At 63.1% G+C, this 25101-nt stretch carries 28 protein-coding genes; 8 read left to right on the top strand and 20 right to left on the bottom strand.

Annotated elements, in window-relative coordinates:
* Positions 1-63 precede the first annotated feature (63 nt).
* Entirely contained in the window at positions 64-510 is a 447-nt protein-coding gene (cadR, locus tag CDN99_RS09860; RefSeq protein WP_088384673.1) for a Cd(II)/Pb(II)-responsive transcriptional regulator, read from the top strand.
* 49 nt (positions 511-559) lie between these two features.
* Here the strand turns inward: cadR and CDN99_RS09855 are convergent, their stop codons facing one another.
* From CDN99_RS09855 to CDN99_RS09835, 5 genes are all read right to left on the bottom strand, one after another.
* Positions 560-856: a hypothetical protein gene (locus CDN99_RS09855; RefSeq protein WP_141100727.1), complete on the bottom strand. Its 297-nt coding sequence runs from the start codon at positions 854-856 to the stop codon at positions 560-562.
* Positions 857-861: 5 nt separating this feature from the next.
* Positions 862-1821 carry a tyrosine-type recombinase/integrase gene (locus CDN99_RS09850; protein ID WP_088384671.1) on the bottom strand — a complete coding sequence of 320 codons (960 nt, stop codon included), beginning with the start codon at positions 1819-1821 and terminating at the stop codon, positions 862-864.
* 104 nt (positions 1822-1925) lie between these two features.
* A complete protein-coding gene (locus CDN99_RS09845) occupies positions 1926-3161 on the bottom strand; it encodes a hypothetical protein (RefSeq protein WP_088384670.1) in 1236 nt (411 codons plus the stop codon).
* A 437-nt stretch (positions 3162-3598) separates the two neighbouring features.
* Positions 3599-4294 carry a BPSL0761 family protein gene (locus tag CDN99_RS29800; protein WP_445677776.1) on the bottom strand — a complete coding sequence of 232 codons (696 nt, stop codon included), beginning with the start codon at positions 4292-4294 and terminating at the stop codon, positions 3599-3601.
* Between the two features lie 57 nt (positions 4295-4351).
* A complete protein-coding gene (locus CDN99_RS09835; protein WP_088384668.1) occupies positions 4352-4708 on the bottom strand; it encodes a helix-turn-helix domain-containing protein in 357 nt (118 codons plus the stop codon).
* 167 nt (positions 4709-4875) lie between these two features.
* On the opposite strand from CDN99_RS09835, the gene CDN99_RS09830 reads away from it, so the two are divergent.
* The 3 genes from CDN99_RS09830 (at position 4876) to CDN99_RS29730 (ending at position 6148) form a co-directional block, all read left to right on the top strand.
* Positions 4876-5349, top strand: coding sequence for a hypothetical protein (locus CDN99_RS09830; RefSeq protein WP_141100726.1), 474 nt, complete (start codon positions 4876-4878; stop codon positions 5347-5349).
* A 65-nt stretch (positions 5350-5414) separates the two neighbouring features.
* Complete coding sequence (locus CDN99_RS09825) at positions 5415-5666, top strand: hypothetical protein (RefSeq protein ID WP_141100725.1); 252 nt, start codon at positions 5415-5417, stop codon at positions 5664-5666.
* A gap of 2 nt (positions 5667-5668) precedes the next feature.
* Complete coding sequence (locus CDN99_RS29730) at positions 5669-6148, top strand: HAD domain-containing protein (RefSeq protein ID WP_375134426.1); 480 nt, start codon at positions 5669-5671, stop codon at positions 6146-6148.
* 59 nt (positions 6149-6207) lie between these two features.
* On the opposite strand, the gene CDN99_RS09815 is transcribed toward CDN99_RS29730, so the two are convergent.
* Complete coding sequence (locus CDN99_RS09815; RefSeq protein WP_088384664.1) at positions 6208-6552, bottom strand: DUF305 domain-containing protein; 345 nt, start codon at positions 6550-6552, stop codon at positions 6208-6210.
* Between the two features lie 238 nt (positions 6553-6790).
* Here CDN99_RS09815 and CDN99_RS09810 point away from each other — a divergent pair, with 238 nt between their 5' ends.
* Positions 6791-7411 carry a DUF4148 domain-containing protein gene (locus CDN99_RS09810; protein WP_088384663.1) on the top strand — a complete coding sequence of 207 codons (621 nt, stop codon included), beginning with the start codon at positions 6791-6793 and terminating at the stop codon, positions 7409-7411.
* A gap of 61 nt (positions 7412-7472) precedes the next feature.
* On the opposite strand, the gene CDN99_RS09805 is transcribed toward CDN99_RS09810, so the two are convergent.
* The 10 genes from CDN99_RS09805 to CDN99_RS09755 all read right to left on the bottom strand — a co-directional run bounded on the left by CDN99_RS09805 (position 7473) and on the right by CDN99_RS09755 (position 17377).
* Positions 7473-9956 (bottom strand): copper-transporting P-type ATPase, encoded by a 2484-nt coding sequence (locus tag CDN99_RS09805; protein ID WP_375134425.1) that lies wholly within the window; start codon positions 9954-9956, stop codon positions 7473-7475.
* Between the two features lie 108 nt (positions 9957-10064).
* A complete protein-coding gene (locus tag CDN99_RS09800; protein WP_088384661.1) occupies positions 10065-10325 on the bottom strand; it encodes a heavy-metal-associated domain-containing protein in 261 nt (86 codons plus the stop codon).
* A gap of 176 nt (positions 10326-10501) precedes the next feature.
* The gene (locus CDN99_RS09795) at positions 10502-10843 is read right to left on the bottom strand and encodes a four-helix bundle copper-binding protein (protein WP_088384660.1); all 342 of its coding nucleotides are present in this window, start codon (positions 10841-10843) and stop codon (positions 10502-10504) included.
* Positions 10844-11071: 228 nt separating this feature from the next.
* A complete protein-coding gene (locus CDN99_RS09790) occupies positions 11072-11413 on the bottom strand; it encodes a hypothetical protein (RefSeq protein ID WP_238139451.1) in 342 nt (113 codons plus the stop codon).
* 38 nt (positions 11414-11451) lie between these two features.
* Positions 11452-11808, bottom strand: a complete 357-nt coding sequence (locus tag CDN99_RS09785; protein ID WP_238139450.1) for a copper-binding protein — start codon at positions 11806-11808, stop codon at positions 11452-11454.
* A gap of 14 nt (positions 11809-11822) precedes the next feature.
* Complete coding sequence (locus CDN99_RS09780; RefSeq protein WP_310732471.1) at positions 11823-12131, bottom strand: DUF411 domain-containing protein; 309 nt, start codon at positions 12129-12131, stop codon at positions 11823-11825.
* 181 nt (positions 12132-12312) lie between these two features.
* A complete protein-coding gene (locus CDN99_RS09775; RefSeq protein ID WP_088384658.1) occupies positions 12313-12852 on the bottom strand; it encodes a cupredoxin domain-containing protein in 540 nt (179 codons plus the stop codon).
* Between the two features lie 55 nt (positions 12853-12907).
* Positions 12908-14320 carry a multicopper oxidase family protein gene (locus CDN99_RS09770; protein ID WP_088384657.1) on the bottom strand — a complete coding sequence of 471 codons (1413 nt, stop codon included), beginning with the start codon at positions 14318-14320 and terminating at the stop codon, positions 12908-12910.
* A gap of 17 nt (positions 14321-14337) precedes the next feature.
* Positions 14338-15780, bottom strand: a complete 1443-nt coding sequence (locus CDN99_RS09765; protein WP_088384656.1) for a TolC family protein — start codon at positions 15778-15780, stop codon at positions 14338-14340.
* A gap of 1264 nt (positions 15781-17044) precedes the next feature.
* On the bottom strand, positions 17045-17377 hold the full coding sequence (locus tag CDN99_RS09755) for a copper-binding protein (RefSeq protein WP_088384843.1): 333 nt from the start codon (positions 17375-17377) through the stop codon (positions 17045-17047).
* Positions 17378-17532: 155 nt separating this feature from the next.
* On the opposite strand from CDN99_RS09755, the gene CDN99_RS09750 reads away from it, so the two are divergent.
* A complete protein-coding gene (locus CDN99_RS09750) occupies positions 17533-18213 on the top strand; it encodes a heavy metal response regulator transcription factor (protein WP_088384654.1) in 681 nt (226 codons plus the stop codon).
* A complete protein-coding gene (locus CDN99_RS09745) occupies positions 18210-19619 on the top strand; it encodes a heavy metal sensor histidine kinase (protein WP_088384653.1) in 1410 nt (469 codons plus the stop codon). The genes CDN99_RS09750 and CDN99_RS09745 overlap by 4 nt, the downstream gene beginning before the upstream one ends.
* A 332-nt stretch (positions 19620-19951) precedes the next feature.
* On the opposite strand, the gene dmeF is transcribed toward CDN99_RS09745, so the two are convergent.
* Positions 19952-20887, bottom strand: a complete 936-nt coding sequence (gene dmeF / locus CDN99_RS09740; protein WP_088384652.1) for a CDF family Co(II)/Ni(II) efflux transporter DmeF — start codon at positions 20885-20887, stop codon at positions 19952-19954.
* Positions 20888-20959: 72 nt separating this feature from the next.
* Here dmeF and CDN99_RS09735 point away from each other — a divergent pair, with 72 nt between their 5' ends.
* Positions 20960-21235 carry a metal/formaldehyde-sensitive transcriptional repressor gene (locus CDN99_RS09735; protein WP_088384651.1) on the top strand — a complete coding sequence of 92 codons (276 nt, stop codon included), beginning with the start codon at positions 20960-20962 and terminating at the stop codon, positions 21233-21235.
* Positions 21236-21539: 304 nt separating this feature from the next.
* Here the strand turns inward: CDN99_RS09735 and motA are convergent, their stop codons facing one another.
* The 3 genes from motA to CDN99_RS09720 form a co-directional block, all read right to left on the bottom strand.
* Complete coding sequence (gene motA, locus CDN99_RS09730; RefSeq protein ID WP_088384650.1) at positions 21540-22400, bottom strand: flagellar motor stator protein MotA; 861 nt, start codon at positions 22398-22400, stop codon at positions 21540-21542.
* A gap of 148 nt (positions 22401-22548) precedes the next feature.
* Positions 22549-24072, bottom strand: a complete 1524-nt coding sequence (locus CDN99_RS09725; RefSeq protein ID WP_158218802.1) for an ArnT family glycosyltransferase — start codon at positions 24070-24072, stop codon at positions 22549-22551.
* On the bottom strand, positions 24066-25100 hold the full coding sequence (locus CDN99_RS09720; protein ID WP_238139449.1) for a glycosyltransferase family 2 protein: 1035 nt from the start codon (positions 25098-25100) through the stop codon (positions 24066-24068). Before CDN99_RS09720 ends, CDN99_RS09725 begins: the two co-directional genes overlap by 7 nt.
* Between the last annotated feature and the right edge of the window lies 1 nt (position 25101).

Here is a 25101-nt window from a genome sequence, read left to right as displayed (position 1 = left end):
CTACAGAGTCAAGCCCATGGCCCCTAGAATGTTGATGACTTTCACTCGCTGTCAGTACCCCCGATGAAGATTGGCGAACTATCCAGAGCGGCGGCGACGCCCATCGAGACGATCAGGTTCTACGAGCGCGAAGGACTGCTGCCGGCGCCTGCGCGGACCGCCGGAAACTTCCGAATCTACGAGGCGGCCCATTTGGACCGTCTGCAGATGATTCGCTACTGCCGCAGCCTGGATATGTCGCTTGACGAGGTTCGGGCGCTGCTGAGTTTTCGGGATAAGCCTGCTGCCGCTTGTGGAGACGTCAACGTCTTGCTCGATCGACACATCCAACACGTTTCGACCCGCATCGAGGAGCTTCGGCTGCTTGAGCGCCAGCTGATGGATCTGCGCAGGCAATGCGGTGACGAACGAACCGCGCAGGACTGCGGGATCCTTGCGGGGATGAAGGAAGCGGCATTGGAGTCGTCGCATTCGCCAGAGGGCGTGCGGCGCCCAGGACGCGACCACTGAGCATCGGGAGCGCTTGGGGAGCGACGCATGACGGATGTGCCTGGCAGATCTAGCGTCCAATCCCGTCGTCCGCAGCGCAACGGGCCAGCCAGTCCTCCATGGCTACGAAACCGCAATCGCCCTCGTGATCGAGGGCGATCCAGCCGCCGCATCGGTCGCTCAACGTCTTGAGTCGCTGGAATTCTTCGGACGAGAGACCGCGTCGATACGTCCCGCCCTGTGCACCGACCAGGTCGTGCCACACCTCCGCCTCGATGCCCAACATCCAGCCAGCCCGGTAGCGACGCTCGGAGATCTCGCAGATGCACTCCGCAAGAGCTCGCTGGTCAGAGGTCAGACCATCCATGGTCATCAATCCGGGAGTCTGCCGCTTGAGGCCAGTGCGCGTTCAATCTTTGCCTTCACCGCGTCCTGGGGAGCGTCGATGTAGCGCAACGCTGAGTTCACGTCTCTCCACCCCACGTGCTCCATCAGCTCCTTCAAATCCCACCCGTTGGCGGTGGCCCAGCCAGCGAAACCGCGGCGCAGGGAGTGGCTGGAGTAGGTGTCGGCTTCCAGAACGCCGGCCTCTTTAAGAATGCGACGCAAAAGTGGCAGCACCGCCTGGCTGGCCATATGGTTCCGGGAGATGTTTCCCCAGCGGTCGATGCCCGGGTAAACCGGACCGGTGGTTCTGCCGCTGAGCTCGATCCAGTCGAGAAAGGCATCCACCGGGCAAAGACGGGACAGAGCCGGGCAACGGAATGCCCGGTCATCGTCCTCGTGAGATGTTTTCGTGCGGCCCGGCCTGCAGGTCAAGCTTTGACCTCGCACGGCCTGGACTTCCTCGATGCGCATGTTGGCGAGCTCGTCGGCTCGAAAAGCCCGCCAGAACCCGAGCAGCAAAAGCGAACGGTCGCGTCCGTGGCGCAGTGCCTGCACGCGACGTCCGCCTTCGAGGGCGGAGTCCCTGGCGCGCATCAACCAATCGCTGGCCTGCTCCAGCACATCGAGCTGAAGTGGACGAGCGCGACGCTGGGGGGTGGCGTGTCTGGCCCGGATTCCCCTAAGCACCTTGAGCACCAGTGCCGATCGCGTTGGGTCCGCGAAGCCGTTGTCGGCGTGCCATCGCGCCAGGGCCGCCAAATGCAGCCTGAGCGTGCTGATCTTGTAGACCGCTGCGTGCTCAGCCAAGTACCTGGCCACGGTGTCGATCGTCGCTGGGAGCAGCCCCTTCCAGTCCACCTCGAAGTGGCGGATCGCGGCTGCGTAGCTGCGCACCGTGTTCTCACGGTCGGCCGCACTGAGGTACTGCTGGACGTCGGCGTTCATAGGGAGTGAGCGTTTTTACCGCGCGACGCGCACGGCCGAGAAGGTGGAGGCGCCGCGTGTAGCCTTCGATGATAAGCACAACGGGGCGAGGATCCTTACGGGATCTACCGGGGGTCGACGTCAGGCGCTACGTTGATCGATGGCGACTGCTGCATCATCTGCACGACGTCGAACAAGGTGTGGCGAGCGACGCTTTGGCGCTTGTAGTCGACCACGTAGAACACATGGAAGTCAAAGTGCTGGGCAGGCAGATCTTCGGTGAGCAGGACGATACTGGCAGCGCCGCCATAGAGGCTGCAGCAAAAGACCAGTCCCCTTGCGCCGGTTGCCGGATTCGGCATGGGGGACAGCATCATCCAATGCTTGCCCGCGAAGAGGTGATGGAGCCTGGGCAAAAGCCCCTCGGCCTCCGTCCACGGTGACATACGCAGTTCGGGATTACCGGTTCGGATGGACGACCGCAATGCATCGAACCTTGGGTCGCAGCAAAATGCGCGCCCTTGCTCCAACGCCAGCAGGTTGAAGCCGATCTTGGCGATGAACCGAGCCAGGTCATCGTCCGTGGGCGAATGCCCCGATACACGAATCTGAGGCTGCGGGATGTCGGTCTCGCGCACCAAGGTCGACAGTGACTTGGTGAGCGCGGACAGATTGCGGCGGATCAGCGTCGCAAGGGTCGCGGCTGCGCCCACATCTCGCCCGTTGACTTGGATGACCAGAGAGCCGTTGTCGCGCTCAAGCATCCGCGCCCGGCCACCGGTCTCCGCCTGTGGCAGTTCCATCCAGATGGTGTCTTTGCCAGGCTTGCCTGTCGTGCTCCCGCTCGACGCCGCATACGTGTCCACGGACCAGGCAAGCTGGGCGAAGGTGAGCGACTTTTCAGAATCGGCATCCTTGACGACCAGCTCGACGCGATCGCCCAACACCCGCCCCAGACGCTGCAGGAATGCACCGACCTTCCGGCGATCGCTGCCGTTGCCTTCGAGCTGGTCACCATCGAGGGTAAGCTGAGGCAGGATCTGAGGCGATAGACCGAACCCCAGTTTGATCTCCAGTGCTCGGCCATCTTCTGTCAGCAGTTTGGCCGACGACGATTCGAAGGTTGGAGCTCGGGTCTTGCCCCCGCGCGACCGACCTTGCGGCTGAAGTGCCAGGCGACCCAGGCCGATCTCGCCGCGTCGCAGCACTCGCACCTCCAACTCCCGCGAGAAGAAGTCGTTGCAGGTCCTGCACACCAGGTCTTCCAGGACAAATGCGTCGCCCGCGCCAAGGCCGGCGGGGATTGCATGCTCGACGTTGAAGGGACCGACCTGCCCGCAGTAGATGCACGCTTGACTCACGACATGACCGCTTCTCAACTCCTGTCGGAATTGCGTGCTACCTGGGGCTTTGCGCCATGGCGGAAATAGCCGCGCGCGCCTAGGCGCGCCTCTTCTGCCGTGGGATGCTCCCCGAGTAGAGGGACGCGAACGATATCCTCGTCCCCGCCCTCGCGAACACCCAGTCCGAGGACCAGGACTGCTCGATACAGGTCCTGGCCGACGCATTCGACCTCGACATCGGCCCAGTACGGTTCACCCATCCTCACAGCCTCATATGAAGTGCCATCGTGCTTCGAGCTGTCTTGGGCGGCTCGACCGGTGCGCGCCATCGCTTTGCGCGCGTCTGCGCCCGCGAGCCCTCGCATTATGGAGTCCGAGCGCTACCGATCAGGGCCGTGCATGTCTCGCCACAAACAGGAGCGAGGCGCCTTGAGCAGTTAGAGCAGCAATGTGGCTCATGTCATGGTGCTCGCCAACCGATTCCGAAGATGCGGTACTTCGATATTGATTATGGCGTTTTCCCATAATTCTTCTTCCCTCTGATCCTGCCCGGTTGCATTTGCAGCCAGGTCAGGATGAGAAGCCCGCTCCACAGTGAGAAGTACAAGTTGTTCCTTGAGGAGTTGAACGTCCTCAGGGCCGATGCTGGCCTGAGCCAGATGGAGCTGGCGGAGCGCCTGCAGATTGGCCAGGACATCGTCAGCCGCTGCGAATCTGGGCGACGGCGCGTCGACGTCTTCGAGCTGGCCCTGTGGACACACGCGTGCGGCACGACGCTTGAGGCATTCGTCAAGCGCCTGGACGAACGAATCCAGCGCCACCAGTTTCCCAGTCTCTTGTAGGGCGTTGTCGCCCCACGGGAAGTGCCGAAGCACGACCGCAAGCATGTACCGGCGCTGCGCCGAGCATCCGCTGCCGGCTTGCACCCGATGAAACAGCAAGCGTGCCTTCAGGAGCGCGCTGGCGTAGTCGTCAAGCGCGTCAGGATCAGCGGCATCGAACTGCCGCATGAATTCCTGCGTCGGGTAGTCGGCAAGCGCTGCAGCCGCCGCATTGCGCCAATCCGCGGGGAGATCCGGGTCCAGTGACAGCTCCTCCAGCGCCTCTCGTCCCCACCCGAGATTGCGACGCCGCTCTTCTGGCGTCGTCAACGGAGCTGCCCCCACCGCCACGGCGGTGGCTGATACGCTGCATCGCCCATTCGTGGACTAGTCTTCGCTCATGGGGGGGCGCTGCAGCAAATCGCTGAGCCGAGCGTGTGCCGACCGCGATGCCCGCCTGCTCCCTTTGCCCGCCTTGGGCCGCATACGTAGCGCGTCGAGCCGTCTCAATTCGGCGTCGAGCTCCTTCAAGAAGCGCAAGAAGCCGTAGTCCAGCGCCTCCAGCCAGTCGCGCAAGCCGATGATGTCCAGACGGGTCTGGCCGCTTTCGACGTAGCTGACCGCACCTTGGCTGCGACCGATCAGCAGCGCAAGGTCGGCCTGCCGCAGGCCGCGGGCTTCCCGTAGCTTGCGGAGCTTGTCCAGAAGGATCTCGTTGTGACGGCTGTGCAGAGTTTTGACCATGGAGAGCTCTCAGCCTCGCACCGTATCCGACCCCGCGCCGTATCAAAAATTTGGTTATGGACGTGCTGGCCGAACAATCGGCGCCATGTCAACCATCCCACCGCCGGAGCCGTATGGTCCCTGGCAACAGACCGATGTTTCTCTCGCTCCCGCAGTACGAGTTCCCCATGCCCGAAGGCCTCAACGTGCCCGGAGGCAAACACTGGCGGGTCGTCGAGATGACGCTGCACTCACCCTGGTTTCTTCTCACGGTGGAGCGGCCAGATCCAGGCGATCTTGGATGGAAGCCGACCCATACCTTGTGCATAGCGTGGGACACGGACTTGGCCGACGCGATCAAGGCCGTCAATGCCGCGAGTGTACGCGGTCTCGTGGCGATGATCCCGGCCTGGGCGTCTCCGACCGGCCAGTGGTGCTCGCGGGAAATCAACGAAGTTTGGCTCCGCAGCGACGAGTCGGGCAAGGTGGTGACCTTGCGAGATGTGGCGGGGAAGACGCTGGACGTGGCCGTGCCCATGCAGACGCCACCACCCGATCGGGAGGCCGAGCTGCTGCTGCGGCTCAACACGCGAGCTCCCCGGTTGCGCCCCCGCGTCTCCGTGACGGGGCGTGGCCGGCGCCGCGTGGCACGGGCGGAGTAAACGACAGCGCGCGCAAGGATGGAAATCCATCGCCGCCGCTTGAACCACCATCAACTCCAGACCAGATGAGCACAGAGCGCTTTTTCGAGATCCGTAAAGGGATCATGCTGAACTTCTTCACAGGCCGCGAGCAGTACGACGAACTGATCGAGCCCGGTCAGGGGCACCTGATGTTCAACGACCACTCCATCCACTGGATCATCGACGGCGAACGGCGCAGGTCCGACACCGTCAACTGGGCCATCCAGTTCTGGCTCAACGACGGCTCCATCGTGGAGGCTCCGGCGTTAGGTACAGCCTCGGCGCCGCGCTGCTAATCGTGCGCCCTTCGCATCAAAGCGTGATCGCCGGCGCGCGCCCAGTCGGTTTCCATCGAATCGTGTTCACAGACTTTGACGGGGTCCTGCACTCTGCGCGAGGCTCCAACGGCCGTATGCTTCCGTTCGAGTGGGTGACCATCCTGGCTGATGAGCTCGCAGCGTTTACGGATGTGGGGGTATGCGTTCATTCCAGTTGGCGCGAACAGTTCGCCGATGACTATCTGAGGGACTTCCTCGGACCACTGGCTTCACGATTTGCTGGTGCGGTTCCACGCGGCGCAAAGGCCGCGGCCATCGCTCAGTTCTTGCACGCGCAGCCGCGGATCGTAGACGCACTCGTGCTCGACGATGAGCCTGACGAGGTGCGCAATTGCGGAGCGGTGATCCTTCCCTGCGATCCTCAGCTGGGCATCTCCTGTAGCCAGACCCGGCGGCGACTGCGGGCCTGGCTTCGGGGCACGGCCGCCCCGATGTCATAGCCGAGTTCGGGCGTTGGATCGCGAGTGGTCGGCGATCGGAGTCAATCCAGCCCTTGAAGTCACTTGTGCTGCTGCAGCCACGCGTCGAGTTCCCCGATCTCCTTGGACTGATCGTCGAGCATCTTTTGCGCCATTGCCTTGAGTTGCGCAGACTTGCCGCTCTGCATCTCGACCTTGGCCATCTCGATCGCTTGCTGATGATGCATCTTCATCATCATGGCGAAATCCTTGTCCGTGTCGCCGCTGAGCTTCATGCCCTGCATCGACCTCATTCCCGACTCCATCGAGCTCTTGAGCTTGTCGGAGGGAGAGTTGGCAGCCTGCGCAAGCGCGCCGCCGACGGAGCACACGCTCACGACTGCAATCAGGATCAGCTGTAGAGCTCGGGAAGTTTCAGTTCTCATGAAATGCTCCTGCGAAGAAGTTGAAGGACCAACCACCTCACCAGGTGACGTGGCTCTTTTGATCTGGCAAGGCGCACTCCCAACATCGCGGTTCGGCGCTTCATGACAGCTTCGTAATGGCGGCGACAGGTCCTTGTGGCCCCCAACTTTCTAAAGTGATCTCCATGGCGCTCGAGTTCGACGCCAAGTCTGCGATGACCACCCGGTTGCTCGCGATGCAAACCACAAGGAGTTCACCATGTTCCGCACCCTCACGCCCTTCGCCTTGGCCGCCGCCGCTGCGCTCACCGTAGCCGCCGCACCCGCTTTTGCCGACAACGGTTTCACGCAAGGCAATAGTGAGTCGGGAGGCGCCTACCATGTCATGCCTTCCGCGAAGACACGTGCACAGGTCCTTGCCGAGCTGGCGCAGGCCCGTGCCGACGGCTCGCTGGCCAAGATCAACAGCGAAGCTGGGTACGCCCCCGAGTTTGAAGCCGACTCTGGCTCCTCGCGCGCAAAGGCCCCCAGCTCGGTCGTGGGCGGCCAGTCCGCTCGCCTGGAGTTCGATGCACCGGCCGCCGGCGGCGGGCGCACACGCGCTGAGGTGATCGAGGAACTCAAGCGCGCACGAGAGGACGGCACGCTGGACAAGATCAATAGCGAGGCAGGTTATGCACCCGAGTTCGAGCCTGCGCCGGCGCGTCGCTTGGCGCCGAGCAAGGACATGAAGACCTCGGCGACCGGTGAGCAAAGCAGTGCGCTGAAGTTCGAAGCGCCTGCCGCAGGTGGCCGCACTCGGGCCGAGGTGCTCGAAGAGCTGCGCCTCGCACGTCAGGACGGCAGCCTGCGGCGCATGAACACCAATCGCGGATACTGAATGACGAGGCGCCCGTCGGGAAGACCGGTGGGCGCCAATCTATTTGGTCTGGCCGGCAAGGTCAGTCGCCAGTCTCTTCGGACGAGGACCGACGCAGCCTTAGCGCGTTGAACACCACGCTGGCCGAGGATAGGCTCATGGCGAGCGCCGCGATCATGGGCGATAGGAGCCAGCCGGTGAAGGGGTAGAGAACGCCGGCAGCCAGCGGCACGCCCAGTGCGTTGTAGAAGAAAGCAAAGCCCAGGTTCTGCCGCATGTTGGCAACGGTGGCGTCGGAGATCGCCTTCGCACGGGCGATGCCGCGCAGGTCCCCCTTGACGAGCGTCAACTGGGCGCTGTTCATCGCCACATCCGTGCCAGTGCCCATGGCCACGCCCACATCCGCCTTGGCAAGTGCCGGAGCGTCGTTGATACCGTCTCCCGCCATGCCCACGACGCGCCCTTCGCCCTGCAGGCGCTCAACGAGCGCAAGCTTGTCCGCGGGCTGCACCTCACCGTGCACTTCGTCAATACCGAGGTGACGCGCTACCGCCTGGGCCGTTGTCAGTCCGTCCCCAGTGGCCATCACAACCCGCATGCCTGCCGCCTGAAGCGCGCGCAACGCCTCGGGGGTGCTTTGCTTGATCGGATCGGAAACCGCCAGCAGCCCCAGCAGCACCTGATTGCTCGCGAGGTACATCACGCTGCTGCCCCGAGCACGAAGCTCTTCAGCTGAGGAACCAAGGGGTGCAACATTCACGCCGTCCAGCTGCATCAACGCAGTATTTCCCAGGGAGAGGCTCTTGCCTTTGACCTGGCCGCGTACACCGATGCCCGTGGAGGACTCGAAGTTCGTCGCAGCCACGAGCACAAGGTTCTGGACTTTGGCGGCCTGCACGATTGCCTGTGCCAACGGATGCTCGCTGGCCTGATCAAGGCTGGCCGCCAGACGCAAGACTTCTGTTTGGGACTGCCCTGGCGCGGCGACCACTTGCTCAAAGGCCGGTCTGCCCTCGGTCAGCGTACCTGTCTTGTCCACGACCATGGTGTCGACGCGTCGTAGGTGCTCGATGGCCGACGCGTCACGGAACAAGATGCCTTGCGTTGCCGCCTTACCCGTGGCCACCATGATCGACATCGGCGTAGCCAAGCCCAGCGCGCAGGGGCATGCAATGATCAGCACGCTCACTGCGTTGATCAACCCGTACTGCCAGCCTTGCTCTCCGCCGAAAACCCCCCAGCCAAAGAGCGACAGCAGCGCGACGCCGATGACGGCCAGGACAAACCAGCCCGCCACCTGGTCCGCCATGCGTTGCATGGGTGCTCTGGAGCGCTGAGCCTGAGCAACCATTTGCACGATCTGCGAAAGCATCGTTTGCGACCCCACGCGTTCGGACCTCATGATCAGCGCCCCAGTCGTGTTGATCGTGGCCCCGATGACCTTGTCACCAACGCGCTTGGTGACCGGAACGGGTTCGCCGGTAAGCATGGATTCATCGATGGCGCTTTGCCCCTCCTCGACGATGCCGTCCACAGGCACCTTTTCGCCCGGGCGGATGCGAAGTCGGTCTCCGACGTGCACATGGGTCAACGGTACATCCTCCTCGCCGCCGTCCGCCGAGATACGCCTGGCGATTTTCGGTGCGAGGCCGAGCAGCGATTTGATGGCTGCGGACGTCTGCGAGCGAGCGCGCAACTCCAGCATCTGCCCCAGCAGTGTCAAGGAAATGATGACCGCGGCAGCCTCGAAGTACACCCCGATGCGGCCGTGCGCCATGAAGCTGGTCGGGAATGCCTGCGGCGCGACCGTGGCCACGACGCTGTAGACGAAAGCCGCTCCTGTGCCCAGCCCGATCAATGTCCACATGTTGGGGCTGCGCTGTCGCACTGACTCGGCGCCTCTTACCAAGAACGGCCACCCTGCCCACAGAACGATGGGCAGCGACAGCACAAGCTCCACCCAACTCTGCTTCGCAGGCGTGAGCCAGCCGAGCTGATGCCCCGCCATGGCCAGCGCCGTGACGACGACCGTCAGCGGAAGCGTCCACCAGAAGCGACGAGCGAAGTCCCGCAGCTCCGGGTTGTCATCGTCCGCCGCTTCAGGAATCAGCGACTCAAGCGACATGCCGCATTTGGGACAATTGCCGGGATGATCCTGGCGGATCTCGGGGTGCATGGGGCACGTGTAGATCGTCGACGTCGATGGCGGGTGAACGTCAGGCGCATCGGGCGCGCCCACGCGAGCAGTGTGCTGGTGAACGTGCCGGTGTTCAGACTGCGGAGCAGGCCCGAACGACGACGCCGCGCCGCTGGCCTCGTGGTTGTGGGGCTGTGTCTGTTGAGCGTTGCCAGCATGCACCTGTGCGCCAATGCCGGCGCCGGCTCGATGCGTTGGGACGGCTCCGGCTGACGCGACCAGGTGCATACCGCACTTCGGACACCGTCCAGGGTCGCTCTGACGAACCTCCGGATGCATCGGGCAGGAGAAGTCCACAGCGGCGCCGCCTCCACCAGTCATGGGAACCGTCGCCGGCTTCAATTCGTGATCGGTGGGATGCTTGCTCATTTCGCTCCTCCGGAGTTGGTGGAAAGTCCGCGTCGACCGGTTGCGCCGCGGACTCAAGGTATGCCAGTTGGGGTCAGCACATCGCTGCGCGGCCGAGGTACTTGCCGGCTAGGGCCTGCAGCCACCGCAGCAGCCTGCGGGGCTGGACGTGGTCGCCCCTTGCGGGGCAGCCGGCTCGCTTGGCGTGTATCCCGCCTGCTCAAGTGCTGTTTTTAGCTCGCTCGCTTGCGCTTGGCCGGAGTCAATCCGCACCAGCTTGGCGGTCAGGTCCACCTCGACCCGAGCTTGCGGATCGACCTCCTTGACGGCCTTGCTGATCTTGCTGGCGCAACTGCGGCAGCTCATGTCGGGAACTTCAAACGTAAGCATGGGATGCTCCTCGGGTCGCTCCGGAACAACTCCGGCAAGTGACACTCTGCAGCTTCCCATCGTGGGAAGGTCCAGCGCATTTTTCGGGCCCGCTGTCCAGAGTTGTCATTTCGGGACCTACCGTTCAGCGAATCTGATCAAGCCTGCCGCCCCAACGCGTCCTTGCGCGCCGAGACCTAGGCGTTGGTTGAGCCGGTCATGCTGCGACACAGTGCTGCGCAGTTGCGGCAGGCTTGCGCGCAGGCTTGGCAGTGATCCATGTCGTGCTTGCCGCATTCCTCTGCACAGCTGTCGCAGATTTCCGCACATAGGGCGCAGATGGAGCGAGCGTGCTCACTGCCGCGAGCCATCGCCGCGGAGGCCAGCTGGCAGATGGCTGCGCAGTCGATGTCCAGCGCGATGCATCGCGACATCGCATGCACGTCGCTTTCTTGGAGGCACGCACTTGCGCAATGGTTGCACGCTGCCGCGCACTCGTCGCAGGCGTCGATGCACGACGCAAACTGTTCGTGGGCCATGATGATTCACTCCTTGTAGTCACCGACGATTCGGCCTCATCAGCGAGCAATGCACAGTCCCGGGCCACCGAGTCGATATGGAGTCACATGCCGCTGCTTAAGGCTCAAAAACAGGCGCACCCCTGCCTGCCGTCCCGGCTGGGATGTGACAGGCAAGAGGGTGAGCAAGATGTGCGGGCGCGGCGGCTGGATCTGCCCGCGTATGTCAAAAGGTCTTCACGCCATGGCTCACTGGACCTTGCGCAAGACGGAGCGCGCTGTCGCGGTGGATGTGGTCTTGTTGGACCACATCCAGCAATAGTGCTGATCGGCAGCAACTTCCAGCGAGCCCTCGGCCTTGGTCGCGGCGTCGTGCTTGGCGGGGTACCGCGCCTCCTTGCCTTCGTGGTAGTGCACGTTGAAGTTGAGCGGCGCGTCCGAATCGAACTCCCACTTCACTTTTTCGCCTTGACGCAGCTTTGTGCACCACTCCGCGAACTTGCCCGGTGCGACTTGGAATTCACGCTGCGACGAACCATCCGGCTGCCACTGCACGTCCACCAACTCCGCTCGCGCCGTGGTGAACAGCATCATGGGCACAAGAAAGGCGACAACGGCTTTGAGAGGACTCACTTGGCGGCCTCGATCTGCGTGACGACCAAAGCGCCGGCGCGCTTCTCGGCGGCAAAACGAACCTTGTCACCCACCTTGAGCTTGTCGATTGCGGCGGGGTCCGAAACCTGAAACACCATGGTCATCGCGGGCATCTCCAGGTTCTTGATCTCGCCGTGTTTGAGCGTGATCTTCTTGTTCGCTGCGTCAATGCGGCGAACTTCGCCTTCGGTCATCGCCGTCGCCTCGGGGGCCGTCTGCGCTGAGGCAGGCGAGGAGGATTGCTGCACGGCCTGGTCGCCCGCGGCGTAAGCACCGCCGGCGGTCATCAGCGCGAAAGCAGTCAATGCAAAACGCACAAAGTGGGACTTCATAACAGCTCCTTGGATTAACGGTGGTAGGACTGGAACACGCGCGTGGAGCCATCTTTGAGGACGAGCAACACGTCGTAGGGTTGGGTCTGGTTGTCGAAGTCGGGGCCATCCATGCCGGGGCTGCCCAACGGCATGCCGGGCACGGCCAAGCCAATCGCCAAGGGACGTTCCTTGAGCAAGCGCTTGATCTCCCTGGCTGGCACGTGGCCCTCGATGACATAGCCCTCGATGCGAGCGGTATGACAAGAGCCCAAAGCGAGGGGGATCCCAAGCGACTTGCGAGCATCGGTGTTTCCGCTGTTGTGGATGGTGCCGATGCTCATGCCCTGCGCCTGTAGGTGCGTCAACCACGCCTTACAGCAACCGCACTCGGGGGATTTCCACACTTCGACGGCCCAGGCAGCGGGGGACGGCCGTGCAGCGGCGTGTTCAACCACTGCAAGGCCCAAGCCAAGACCCGCCCAGACGGCGCGGCGCCGATTCATGAGACCGGTCATGGCTTGCTCAGTGTGCGTGATCGGCGTGGCCGTCGGCCTTGGCGCCTGCCTTGGTAGCACTCACCTTTGCGCCGGATTTGGCAACGGTGACCGCGCCCTTCATCCCCGCGTCGTAGTGCCCGGGCTGAAGGCACGCGAAGTCGACCTTGCCCGCCTTGGTGAACTGCCAGATCACCTCGCCGGTCTTGCCACCAGCCAGCGTGATCATCTGCGGATCTTCGTGCTCCATCTCGGGGTTCTTGAGCATGGCCTGATAGTGCTCCTTGAGTTCTTGCTCGGTGCCGAGCACGAATTCGTGTTTGACCTGTCCAGAGTTCTTGACCTTGAAGCGGATGGTCTCGCCTTGCTTGACTTCAACGCTGGCCGGCGTGAAGCGCATGTTGTCGGTCATGTCGACGTTGACGGTGCGCGTGACCTGTTGAGCTTTACCAGGTTTGCCAATGGCACTGTCTTCGTTCCCGTGTCCACCGGCATGGTTGCCGGACGCAAATGCTGCAGTGGAGCCGATTGCAACCAGAACGGCGGCGAGCAGGTGTTGGATCTTCATGATTGATTCCTTAACGAAACGGTCTTGCTTGGGGGTTGGAAAGTGGGGGTCGCTGTCAGTGGTTCTCGTGGCCGCCGCTGGGCTTGCGCACGCGCATCTCGACATTGCCTGGGGGTTTGCGGGCCAGCGGCATGGTCTGGCCTCCAGCGCTGAAGGACCGCGCCGGCTCCGGCAGTACACCGGTGAACTCGTACGCGACCTCGCCCTTGGGGTGCTGGTACCAGCCTGGATCCTTGAAGTCGCCGCGCTTTTGATCTGCACGAACCTTCATCACAGTGAACATGCCGCCCATCTCGACCGGGCCGAACGGGCCTTGCCCGGTCATCATCGGTAGCGTGTTGTCCGGGATAGGCATCTCCATCTCAGCCATGTCTGCCATGCCGCGCTCGCCCATGGCCATGTAGTCGGGGATCAGCTTGTTGACCTGCTTGACGATGCCGGTGTGGTCCACCCCGATCATGTTGGGCAGGCCATGTCCCATGGCATTCATCGTGTGGTGGCTCTTGTGGCAATGGAACGCCCAGTCGCCAGGCTCGTTGGCGACGAACTCGATCGCGCGCATCTGTCCGACAGCAACATCCGTCGTGACCTCATCCCACCGAGAGTTCTCGCGGGTCCAGCCGCCATCGGTGCCGGCGACCACAAACTCGTGACCGTGCAGATGGATCGGGTGGTTCGTCATCGTGAGGTTGCCTACCCGGATGCGCACGCGCTCGCCCTGACGCGCCACCATCGGATCGATGCCCGGGAACACGCGCGAGTTGAAGGTCCACAGGTTGAAGTCGGTCATCTCGCTCACCCGCGGGGTGTAGCTGCCCGGCTCAATGTCGTAGGCGTTCAGGATGAAGCCGTAGTCGCGATCGACCGGCATGAACTTCGGATCCTTCGGGTGCACGATGAACATCCCGTACATGCCCATGGCCATCTGCACCATCTCGTCCGCGTGCGGGTGATACATGAAGGTGCCGCTGCGCCGCACGACGAACTCGTACACGAAAGTCTTGCCGGGCTGAATGTGGGGCTGATTGAGGCCGCCAACCCCGTCCATCCCATTCGGCAGACGGACGCCATGCCAATGGATCGTGGTGTGCTCTGGGAGCTTGTTTGTGACGAACAAGCGAACCCGGTCGCCTTCCACGAGCTCGATGGTCGGACCGGGCGAGCTTCCGTTGTAGCCCCACAGGTGCGCCTTCATACCGGGCGCGAACTCACGGACAACGGGCTCGGCGACCAGATGGAACTCCTTGACGCCATTGTTCATGCGCCAAGGCAGGCTCCAGCCGTTGAGCGTGACCATGGGGTTGTAGGGACGGCCGGTGGTGGGATAGAGCGGCGCTGCGGAGGAGGGATTGGATTGATAGACCGGCTCGGGCAAGGCGGCCATGGCCACTTTGCTCACGGTCGAGGCCGCCACGGCGGCACCCGCCGCGGCGGTACCCGCCAGAAATCGGCGTCGGCTGTTTGTCATATGCATCTCCGTAGAAATCAGTGACCCGCGTCGCCGCCAGCAGGCGCGGCAGACGACGCTTGGAAGGTGATCGAGCCCACGGGCTTGCCGATCAGCGTGGCTTGCAGAGCCGCGTCGGCAAGCCAGAAGTCGCGCTGCGCTTCCAGGGCTTGGTTGACGCTGGAGATCTGCTCGCGCGCGTCGGCAATGAGTTCGAACACTCCGATCAGCATCCCGTTGTAGCGAAGCTGGTTCTCCTCGGAGATCGTCTTACGCAGCGGCACGACTTCCTCCATGTAGTGACGAGCCACATCGAAGGCGGTGCGATAGGCACCGTAGGTCTCGCGTACTTGAGAAGTCGCTTCGACCGCCAGCTGCGCGGTGCGATTGACCGCCGCCATGTAGGTCGCCTGCGAGCGCGCGCGCACGGCGTCGCCGAAGTCGAACAGCGGGATCGGGAGCTCAACATCAAACCCCTTCTGAGGAGGTTGCCCGGTCTCGCTGTTTCGCACTGCGGCCACGTGCAACCCGTTGATCACACTCGTCACGCGACTGAGCCCGAGTTCACGGGCCGTGGTTTGCAGATCCGCCCGCGCCATGCGGACATCGAGTCGTTGGTCGATCGCCTGCTGCTCCACCTGCGCCTCATCGCGTGGGGACTTGGGCAGGTCGGGCAAGCGCTCCGGCAACTTGAGCATGCGCGCTTGTGCCGCGTCCAAGCCGAGACTGCGCACGAGCGCTTCGCGGCTGCTTTGAGCGCTTTGCCGCGCTCTGGCCAGTTGCGCCACCGCCTCCGCGGCGAAGGCTTGCTCCCGGGCCCGTTGAAGCTTGCTGAAGTTGCCAACCGCCTGCATGCGCCTGGCCAGCTCGGCGGTCGCGTCTGCCGCGACCTTGACTTGCTCGGCGTACTGGACCTGCTGCTGGGCCGCGACCGCGCGGATCCAGTTCTGACGGGCTTCAGTTGCCGCCTGGACCACGTCGCCCGCAAGTCGCAGCTGTAGTTGCTGCTGCTGGAAGCTGGCAATGCGCATGCGGCTGGGCAGCAGCAGGAGGTCGAACAAGGAGATTCCCAGCGACCTACCGATATCTAGATCTCGATCAGCACCTTGCCCGCGCACCAGGCGCTCAAAGGTGAAGACTGGATTGGGCAACCGCGCACCTTGCGCCGCCGTGGCAGACGCAGCCGCGCTGTCGTAAAGCGTCGCTTGTAGCGCGGGACTGTAGGCCAGCGCCAATCGCACCGCATCATCGGCGGTCAACGGATGGGCTAGGATCGATTGAACGTCCTTCGTCGCTTGTTCGCGGGCTTCAGAGGAGCGCAGCCATTTCACCTCAGCGCCAAGTCGACTCTGCGTGAGGGACTGCACCTCACCGAAATTGCTATCAATGGCGGTGCTGGCGCATCCGGCGAGCAGGGTCACTGCAAGCGGAATGGCGGCCCAGCGGATGCGTCGCGCGACGCGGCTCTCCCGGCTGTTCATGCGCGGTCTCCGGTAGTTCATTGATGTTGGGAATGGCCACCGCTCGCCTTGGGCGCCGGTGCGGACGGGGATTGCGGCGTCTGGACCGCAGCGGGGCGAGGCGGCTTGACCTCGGACGCCGTCTTATCAGGCTGCCCAGCAGACTGGTGCGCCGGGGCAGTCGCTGCGCTCGGCAGCGGCGCGTCCGCGCCGGCCGCTTCTTTGGCATACGTCCGCCAGCCGCCAATTTGGCCCACGCGGTCGTTGGACGCTTTCCAAGACTGAACGGGCTCGTCCGCAAATCGACGGTAGTTCTCGAAGCTTGAAACGTAGCGCTGGTCGCTAGCTGTGCGGCTGGGCGACGAGGCCGTCCCGACCGCGGCTTGAGCAGCTGGAGGGGGTTGCGGTTTAGAGGCCTGGGGGGAAACCTGCGGCGCTGGCGCAGCGGTATGACCCGAGTGTTGGGCGAACGCTGGCAACGCAAGGACAAATGCCCACGCGCCAAGGGTAGATCGGCAAAACATGTCGTTCCTGGTGAACTCCGTCCTGGAGCAGGACAGACTCGCCGCGCCTAGTGCGAATCAAGGGCGCAGCAACTCAGTTCGACGTGTTCGATGCGGAGTCGTGCTCAAGGCGAACAGATCCAGCGTCGCACGCGGCGAACGTCTTCAGAGGAAGGACGTTCGTGGTGGACGCTCAGGCCCGGCGGTGCCGAACTCTGGGTCCGGCGTGACCGATGGTAGGTGCCGATCCTTTTCCACTTCGGTCGGCGCTAAAGCGGGAGCCTCAGATGGCAGCGCGGCAGCGCCGCAGCAAGAAGCACATACGTTGCACTTCCCGGTGACTTTGACAGGAGTCTTAGCGAGAGCCTTGGTAGCGTCGACGCGCTTGTCTTCTTCGTGCGAGCCCGAATGCTCGTTCGGAGATCCCGAATCCTGTGCGCTCGGCTCGTCATGCTGTGGAGCGTGGCTAGTGTGCACATGCGGGGCCAGTTCCCCCCCCCGGCCGAACTCCTCGGAGTGCTGGTGGTCTCTCTGATCCTGGACAAGCGATGCCCCGACTTGATGATGATCCATCCCGCAGCAACGCATGGCCGCGGCCACCGCGCCCTGAAGAGGCACGGCCAAGGCCAGCAGGCATACGAGTGCAGTTCGGACCAGCAGGGTCATGTGAATCAGTTTAGAGGGGCAAGGACGTAGTATGGAAGGGGGGGGCAATCGGGAAGCCAGAACCCGCTTGTGGGTTCCTCATATAGAACCCACTCTGCCGAACCAAGGGAAAATACTTACTTCTGGAGTTCGAGGATGCGGATTGCGCCGTCCACCTTGTCTGCCTTGAACTTCACCTGATCACCGGCCTGAAGGCCGGCCATGACCGAGGCATCTGCGCGGAACACCATCGTCATTGCGGGCATCCCCAGGTTTTCAATGGGGCCGTGCTTGATCGTGAGCTTGCCTTGGCTGGCATCGACCTTCTTGATCTCGCCCAGCGTGAAGTTGCCGGACGGGGGGCGCTCGTCAGCAGTGCTGGTCGCGTCGTTGGCCGCCACGGCTGCCCAAGGCGCCAAGGAGGCCGCCGCGGCAAGCGCGGCCGATAGGGCAAATGCACGGACATTCATGAACTCGCTCCAGTTAAGAGCCGCCTGCACAACATGTACGGGAAGCATGGCAGCCACTCTACAGGGCGAGCCCCCACGGCTTGGGGACGGGAAGATTACAGACCGGTAATGTGGTCGTCCTCGTTGCGAGGGGCATCATGCGTCACACTCGATCCATGCGAATCTTGGTGATTGAAGACGAGTCTCGCCTTGCCAGCTATCTGAAAAAGGGCCTGAGCGAGAGCGGCTACGTGGTGGACGTGGCAGAGGACGGGATCGATGGGCAGCATCTGGCCGTCGAGGGTCAATACGACTTGGTGGTGCTGGACGTGATGCTCCCAGGCATGGATGGATTTGAGGTGTTGCGGCGACTCAGGGAACACAAATCCACGCCTGTGCTGATGCTCACTGCGCGGGACAAGGTCGAAGACCGCGTGCAAGGCCTCAAAGGGGGGGCGGACGACTATCTCATCAAGCCATTCGCCTTTACCGAACTGCTCGCACGCATCGAGGCGCTGCTGCGTCGCGGCGCCAGCCACGCGTCGCAGCCGTTGACCTCGCTGCGCCTGGGAGATCTGGACGTCGACCTGGCCCGGCGAAAGGTCACCCGCGCGGGTCGAAGGCTTGAGCTCTCTCCGAAGGAATTTACGCTACTCACCGTAATGCTTCGTCGTCAGGGAGAGGTCCTGTCACGAACCGTTCTCGCGGAACAGGTATGGGACCTGAACTTCGACAGCGAGACAAACGCGATCGACGTCGCGGTACGAAGACTGCGCGCGAAATTGGACGAGGGTTTTGACAGGCCACTGTTGCACACGGTCCGTGGGATGGGCTACGTGCTGGAGGATCGGGGTTGACGGGCGACACGTCGCGGCAGGCCTTGCGCGCTCCCCTCACGCGCGCGCCGCGCTCGATGGCGCAGCGCTTGACGCTCGCGTTGACGCTGCTGGCCGTCGCCGTGTTCGTCGCGGTCGCGCTGCTGCTGCACAGTGGTTTGCAGCGGGAGGTGGAGCGGGCCCGGGATCACGATCTGGAAGGGAAGATCGATGTCGTGGAGCATCTGCTGGAGGAGGTCCGCGTCCCGGCGGACCTGCCCGCGTTGACGCATCACCTCAATGACGTCCTGATCGGTCATGGGCAGATGCGCATCTGGCTGCTGGACCGAGACGGCCGGGTGCTCTACGGCGGCAGTGCGCCCCCCGAGATGTCGACGATTGCGGGCAGATTGGAAGTCCGCCGGGAGGACGGCTTGTCGATGCAGGCGCGTCAAGTCTCGCTTGAGGACCATCCCGTTCTGGGCAAACAAGAATTGATCGTTGCGATCGACTCCCGCGACCAGGAAGCGATGCTGCGGCGATACGGAACTCGTCTGGCCATCGTGTGCGGCGTCGGCGTCGCACTCATTGTGATGGTCGCCGGATTGATCGCCCGTAGATCGCTTCGCCCGGTTCAGCAGCTGTCCGAGGAAGCCGCAGCACTCAATCCGCGTTCGCTCTCCTCGCGATTGACGCCCGTCGAGACTGCGGAGCTGCAAGAGCTCGTCCAAGCCTTCAACAGCGCGCTGGGCCGCGTGGAGGCGGCCTACAGTCAACTCGAAGGCTTTAGCGCGGACGTGGCCCATGAACTGCGTACGCCGCTGGCCACGATGATTAGCAGCGCCGAGGTGGCCTTGATTCGAGAGCGCCCCGCGGCCGAGCTGCGCGAGGTTTTGGCCACGAACCTGGAGGTACTGCGTGAGCTGTCGAGCTTGGTCAACGACATGCTGTTCCTGGCCAAGGCGGACCAAGGGCTGCTGGCCGACCAACTAGTCTCGCTGGACCTGCGATCGCAGGCTCAACACATCGCCGACTATTTCGAGCCTCTCTTCGAGGAGCAAGGCGTGCGGTTGCTCGTCGAGGGGGACGCTCGGGCCGCAGGCAATGCAGGGCTGGTGCGCCGTGCGCTCGTCAATCTGGTTGGCAACGCGGCGCGATACACGCCGCATGGCGAGGCGATCTTCATCGAGTTGGCGTCGCCGGCGCCCAACCTCGTACGCGTTTCGGTGCGCAATCCAGGACCGGCCATCCCACCAGAGCTTTTGCCCCGGCTGTTTGATCGCTTCGTGCGAGGCGATCCCGCACGGGGCCAGTCGAGCAATCATCACGGCCTGGGTTTGGCCATCGTGCGGGCCGTGGCGATCATGCACGGAGGACAGGTATTCGCTGGCTCCCAGGGCGGTTGGACGGTCGTTGGCCTTCAATGGCCGTCGGCGGGTCCTGCTTGATCGGCTACGAGGACAGGACGTCACCCAGGGGCTTCTCGCGAGACTAGCGTTCAAGAGCGCCAAGGGTTGCCAGCTCAAGCGAGGAGATCACATGCCCGAAGAGCAACCCTGTTGCGGCGCGCTGCCTAAATGCAGGCGCGGGCACCTTCGCCGTTTCGACCTGATGCCGGCAAGACAACTTGTATTGCTGGGCACCTCCAAGAAACTGGATTGGCTCGTGGCAAGGGGATCCATCAGCAGGTCGTGCGGTTCGCCCCCGCCGGAGAAGCTTGGCCTGCCTAGCGAGCCTTGCGCACCAGGATCGGCCCTGTTCTTGTCCGGACACACCCAGATCAGGCTGAGACTCGATTGATCTCAACGCTGATGTGAACGAGCTCCTCGTGCACGCCCAGCAGCCGTTTGAAGTCGGTGGGTGTTGCATCGCTGGCTGAGACCAGTGCAACGATGCACGCATACCGCCCGCGCCCGACTCGCCACACATGAAGATCGCTGATGGCAGCTGGCCACGGACTGTCGGCAATGACTTCGTGGATTTCCTGGACCACCGGTGCGTCCATCTCAGCGTCCAGCAGTACCTTGCCCGCATCCCGCAGCAAACCTGCAGCCCAAACGGCGACCAGGATCGCGCCGACGACGCCCATGACAGCATCCAGCCAGTTGGCCCCCCACAGCATGCCGGCGACGAGCGCAACAATTGCCATTACCGATGTTGCGGCGTCAGCCAGGACATGGATATATGCCGCGTGAAGGTTCAAATCGGCATGGTGGCCCTCACCATGACCGTGGGCGTGACCATGCTCATGGTGACGGTGCTCACCCCTGAGCAAGTAGGCGCAGACCAGGTTCACCGCCAGACCGACCAGCGCAATGCCGATCGCCTCCTCGTAGTGGATTGGTGTGGGCGTGATGAGACGCTCGACGGACTGGAACAGCATGAGTCCCGCCACACCCATCAGAAGCAGTGCGCTGCTGTAGCCGCCGAGAATTTCGATCTTCCAGGTGCCGAAGGCAAAGCGTCCGTCCGACGAAAAACGCCGCGCGGCCGCGTAGGCCAGAACTGAAACGCCCAGCGCCACCGCATGCGAACTCATGTGCCAGCCATCGGCCAGAAGCGCCATTGAGTTGAAGGCATAGCCGCCTGCGATCTCCACCACCATCATGATGACAGTGAGCATCACCGCCCATCGCGTCTTGCGCTCGGCCAGAAGATTGCCCTCGTCAAAAACGTGCGTGTGTTGCCATGGCGTGGTTGACAGCGTGGGAGACATGCTGATTCTGCGGTTGTTGATACTACCCCCCAGTATATGGCCGCGCGGTGTGTCCCCTCCTACAATGGAGCCATGGCACACACCGTCAATGGCAGCAAGAAGCTGCTCACCCGTATCCGCCGAATCCAGGGACAAGCGGCGGCGCTAGAACGCGCTGTCGAGCAGGAGGCAGAGTGTCTATCTGTCCTGCAGCAGATCGCAGCGATTCGCGGCGCCGTCAATGGTTTGATGTCTGAAGTGCTCGAAGGGCATCTGCGGGAGCATCTGGGAGATCCAACGCTCGATGAAGCCACCCGTGCCGCAGAAACAGATGCCATCGCTGCCATGTTGAAGTCTTACCTGCGTTGAATCGGTAATGCCGATGACGGGCGAGCGATGCCCTCCGCGGCAGTTTGGCTTCACGCACGCTTACGGCCGCAGGCCATCGGGAAGGCAGAACAATTTATCTAGTCCGCTCAGCCGGCATGTGGCTGCGGATGAACGTCTCAGGGCTCCGTGCATCGCAATAGCTGCTTCAACACGACCGCATCAAGCCATATTCTGCCGAAATGCGACCTCACCCTCGATGGCCGCACGCAGGCGCTGTAGGAAGTACGCGCACCCGGGGCGATGCGATCCAACTTCATTCTTCCACTTTGCGGATTCGCGGAGTTCAACGTTTGGCCTTCACATAGCTCTCAAGCTCGACGAACGACGGACGCTCGGTCGAATAGAGCACTTTGCGACCGAACTCGATGGCCACTTGCGGCGCGTAACCCTGCATGGAAGCCAGAAGCGTGGTCTTGATGCACTGAAGCTCCTTGCCGGCCTCGTCCACCTTGGATTCGAGCGCGCCGGCCAGCGGCTCAGCGAAAGCGTAGGCCAGCAGGATCCCGAGGAAAGTACCGACCAGCGCGGAGCCGATCATTCCGCCCAGCACCGCGGGCGGCTGACCTACCGAGCCCATGGTGTTCACCACGCCCAGCACCGCAGCCACGATGCCGAAGGCCGGCAGACCGCCTGCCAGGCGCTGCACAGCGATCACGGCGAGAAAGGCCTCGTGGTGATGCGTATCGATCTCAGCGTCCATCAGGGACTCGATCTCGTGCGCGTTCAGGTTTCCCGAGACCATCATCCGCAGGTAATCGGTGATGAACTCGGTGACGTGGTGATCGTTGCCCACCCCAGGATATTTCTGGAACAGCGGCGAGCTGTGCGGATCCTCGACGTCCTTCTCGATGGACATCAGGCCTTCCTTGCGAGCCTTCTGAAGGATGTCGTACATGAGCGCTAGCAGCTCCATGTAGCGCGCCTTGGTGTACTTGCTGCCCTTGAAGCAGGCCGCGAGACCCTTCACCGTCGCCTTCATGACCTTGGGAGGATTGGTCGCCAACATGGCGCCGATCGCCGCACCGAAGATGGTGGTCATTTCGAAAGGCAAGGCTTTGAGCACGACACCGATATTGCCCCCGTGCGCAATGAACACGCCGAAGATGCAAGCCAAGGCGAGCGCCCACCCGATGGCTATGAACATTGATCAATCTCCAGAATTGGTGTGCCGCGTGTCGACGATTTCGCCGTGACGGCTGCGGCGCAGAGGCCGCGACCAAAAGGCGCGGCGAGTTGATGAGGTGTCACGCCGGCTTCGCGTGCGCGCGCCGCGTTGGGCAGCGTCCCCTGATTCATCCGGCCGGCCCTGCGCGGACCAGCAGGACATAGCCATCGGCATCGAAGAGCACATGCAGCTGGGAGCGGCGGCCCTCAGACAGGGAGCGCCAGGACTTCTCGGTGGTCACCAGGAACTCGTGCTCGTGAAGCGGACCGAGTTTCGGATCCCGGCGAAGCCAAAGGTCAAGCTCTTCGTCCTTGATCACGTCGTGCGCTTTGCCGCCCGTGTAGAAACTAGCGGAGTACGGAAGTGCATTGAGGAACGTCACTTCCGAAGCCTTGTGGCCGCCAGACAGCAGCGGAAGCAGCACGCCGGATGCCGATCGGATGGCGCCCATCGACCCTTGGCTCGAGAGCAGCGCAGCGACCGCGCCGGTCAGGACGACGAGTCCGGTCGCGACAAGCCCGTGAACGACGCGCTGCCTCGGATCTCGCGCAAGCCAGCGCCCGGCAAGGATCGCCAACGCCGGCGCGGCCGGAAGAACGTACGTCCAGAGGATGTTCCTCGAGGCCGAGAACAGCAGCGCTGGGGTCAGCGCCCATGCGACGAGTAGCGCCGTGTCCGGGGATCTCTCCGATCGCGTGTCGGCGGCGACCCGCCTCGCTGGCCGGCGCCTGCCGATCAGCAGCCAGGGTAGGAGCAGGCTCCACGGCAAGAATCCCACCGCCAGGTATGCCCAGACGATTCCCCTGGCCTGCTCGTGAGCGGTGCCATAGAGGTCGCCGGTCCATCCCGGCTGCGTGAACCGGCTCCAGTGCTCACCGACGAGGAAGTATTCCAAGAATCCGGGACTGCGAAGCTCCGCCAGCGCGTACCAAGGTCCCGCAATACCCAAGAACAGGAGCCCACCCTTGATCCAGGGCAGCGACCTCACGTCTCTGAAGGCGCCGCGACAACTCAGGGCATGCACGCCAACTGGGAACAAGGACAAAACAAGCGCCACCGGACCCTTCGCCAGCAGTCCCAAGGCAAGCCCAACAAAGAGACCCAATGCGCCGAGACGCACCCTGGTCAAGGTGGTCCCGGAAATGGCCCACCAGAAGCCGCCGATGCTGAGCGTTACAGCGAACGTCAGAGCCATGTCGGTCATCACCGCGCCGGCACTGACAAAGAACACCGCGCTTCCCCACAACACGGCGACGCCAAGAATGGCCTCGCGGGAACTGGAGTCGCGCAACCATCTCCAGACGATCAGCGTGACCATCATGGCGAGCACCAGCATGGGCAGGCGAGCACCCCACTCGTTGGCACCGAGCGCCAGTTGACCGAGTGCGGAGAACCAGGTCGACAACGGCGGCTTGCCCCAGAAGACGACATCCCCTGGCAGATGAAGATTGATCCAGTCGCCGCCCGACATCATGATTCGCGCAATCTCCGCGTACCGGGCCTCGGTGTTGTCCGAGAGCGGGTAGCTTCCCAGCGTCAGCAGGCGGAGGCCGATGCAGAGCACCAACGAGACGACCACCCAGAACGTGGTCGATATCGCTCTGGGAGGGGTATGGGCAGCTTCGAGTACATCCAAGGCGCGGCTCACCACGGCCTGGCTCCGGCGACCCACAGGGGTGGGGATGAGACCGCAGGACGGAACTCCTCGATCAGGTACAGCGGCCTGGCTTTGGACTCGATGAAAAGGCGGCTCACGTATTCACCGAGGATTCCGATGGCCATCAGCTGAAGGCCGCCGAGGATCAGGATGCTGATGATAAGAGTCGGAAACCCATGTATCGGCTCGCCGAACAGCGCCGTCTTCGCAAGGAAGTACACCGCGTAGACGAAGGACGCTACCGCGCAGGTCAGGCCCACGTAGGTGGCCATCTTCAACGGTACGGTCGAGAATCCGACGATCCCCTCCACCGCAAAGCGCCAGAGCTTTCGGAACCCCCATTTGGTGTGGCCTTGGTTTCGCGCGTCCCGGTCATAGTCGATCGTGACGACCTTGAATCCGACCCATGCGAACAAGCCCTTCATGAAGCGGTTGCGCTCCGGGAGCCGATTGATGGCGTCCACGACGCGTCGGCTCAGCAGACGAAAGTCCCCCACGTCGGGCGGCATGGCGGTGTCCGACAGCATGTTGAAGACGCGGTAGAAGGCGTACGCCGAGAACGTCTTGAGCCAGCTTTCTCCTGCGCGCGATCTCCGTCTCATGGTGACGACGTCGGCGCCTTCCTCCCAAGTGCGAATCATCTCGGGGATCAACGCAGGCGGATCTTGGAGGTCGGCATCGATCAGGATCACCGCTTCGCCGCGGGCCAGATGAAGACCGGCGGTCATCGCCGCCTCCTTGCCGAAGTTTCGGCTGAAGGAGGCGACACCCACGCGGGGGTCCAGCGCCCGAAGCGCGTTCAATGCGTCCCGCGTCCCGTCGGTACTGCCGTCGTCGATGTACAGGATCTCCACGCGGCGATCCAGAGACAGCAGCGCGGAGCTCAGTCGCTCGTGGAACGTCCTCAGGCTGGCCGCTTCATTGAAGACCGGCACAACCACAGAAATTGCACCAGCCATCTGACGCATCGGCGCAGCAGGAACAAGTTGGAGGGGCGCCGGCGACCAGGCAGCGTTGAACATT

The sequence above is a fragment of the Roseateles aquatilis genome (genome assembly GCF_002205645.1).
GTDB classification, from domain to species: domain Bacteria; phylum Pseudomonadota; class Gammaproteobacteria; order Burkholderiales; family Burkholderiaceae_C; genus Roseateles; species Roseateles aquatilis.
Note: the sequence above shows the minus strand (reverse complement) of the source record. Positions and strands in the feature narration are given on the sequence as shown.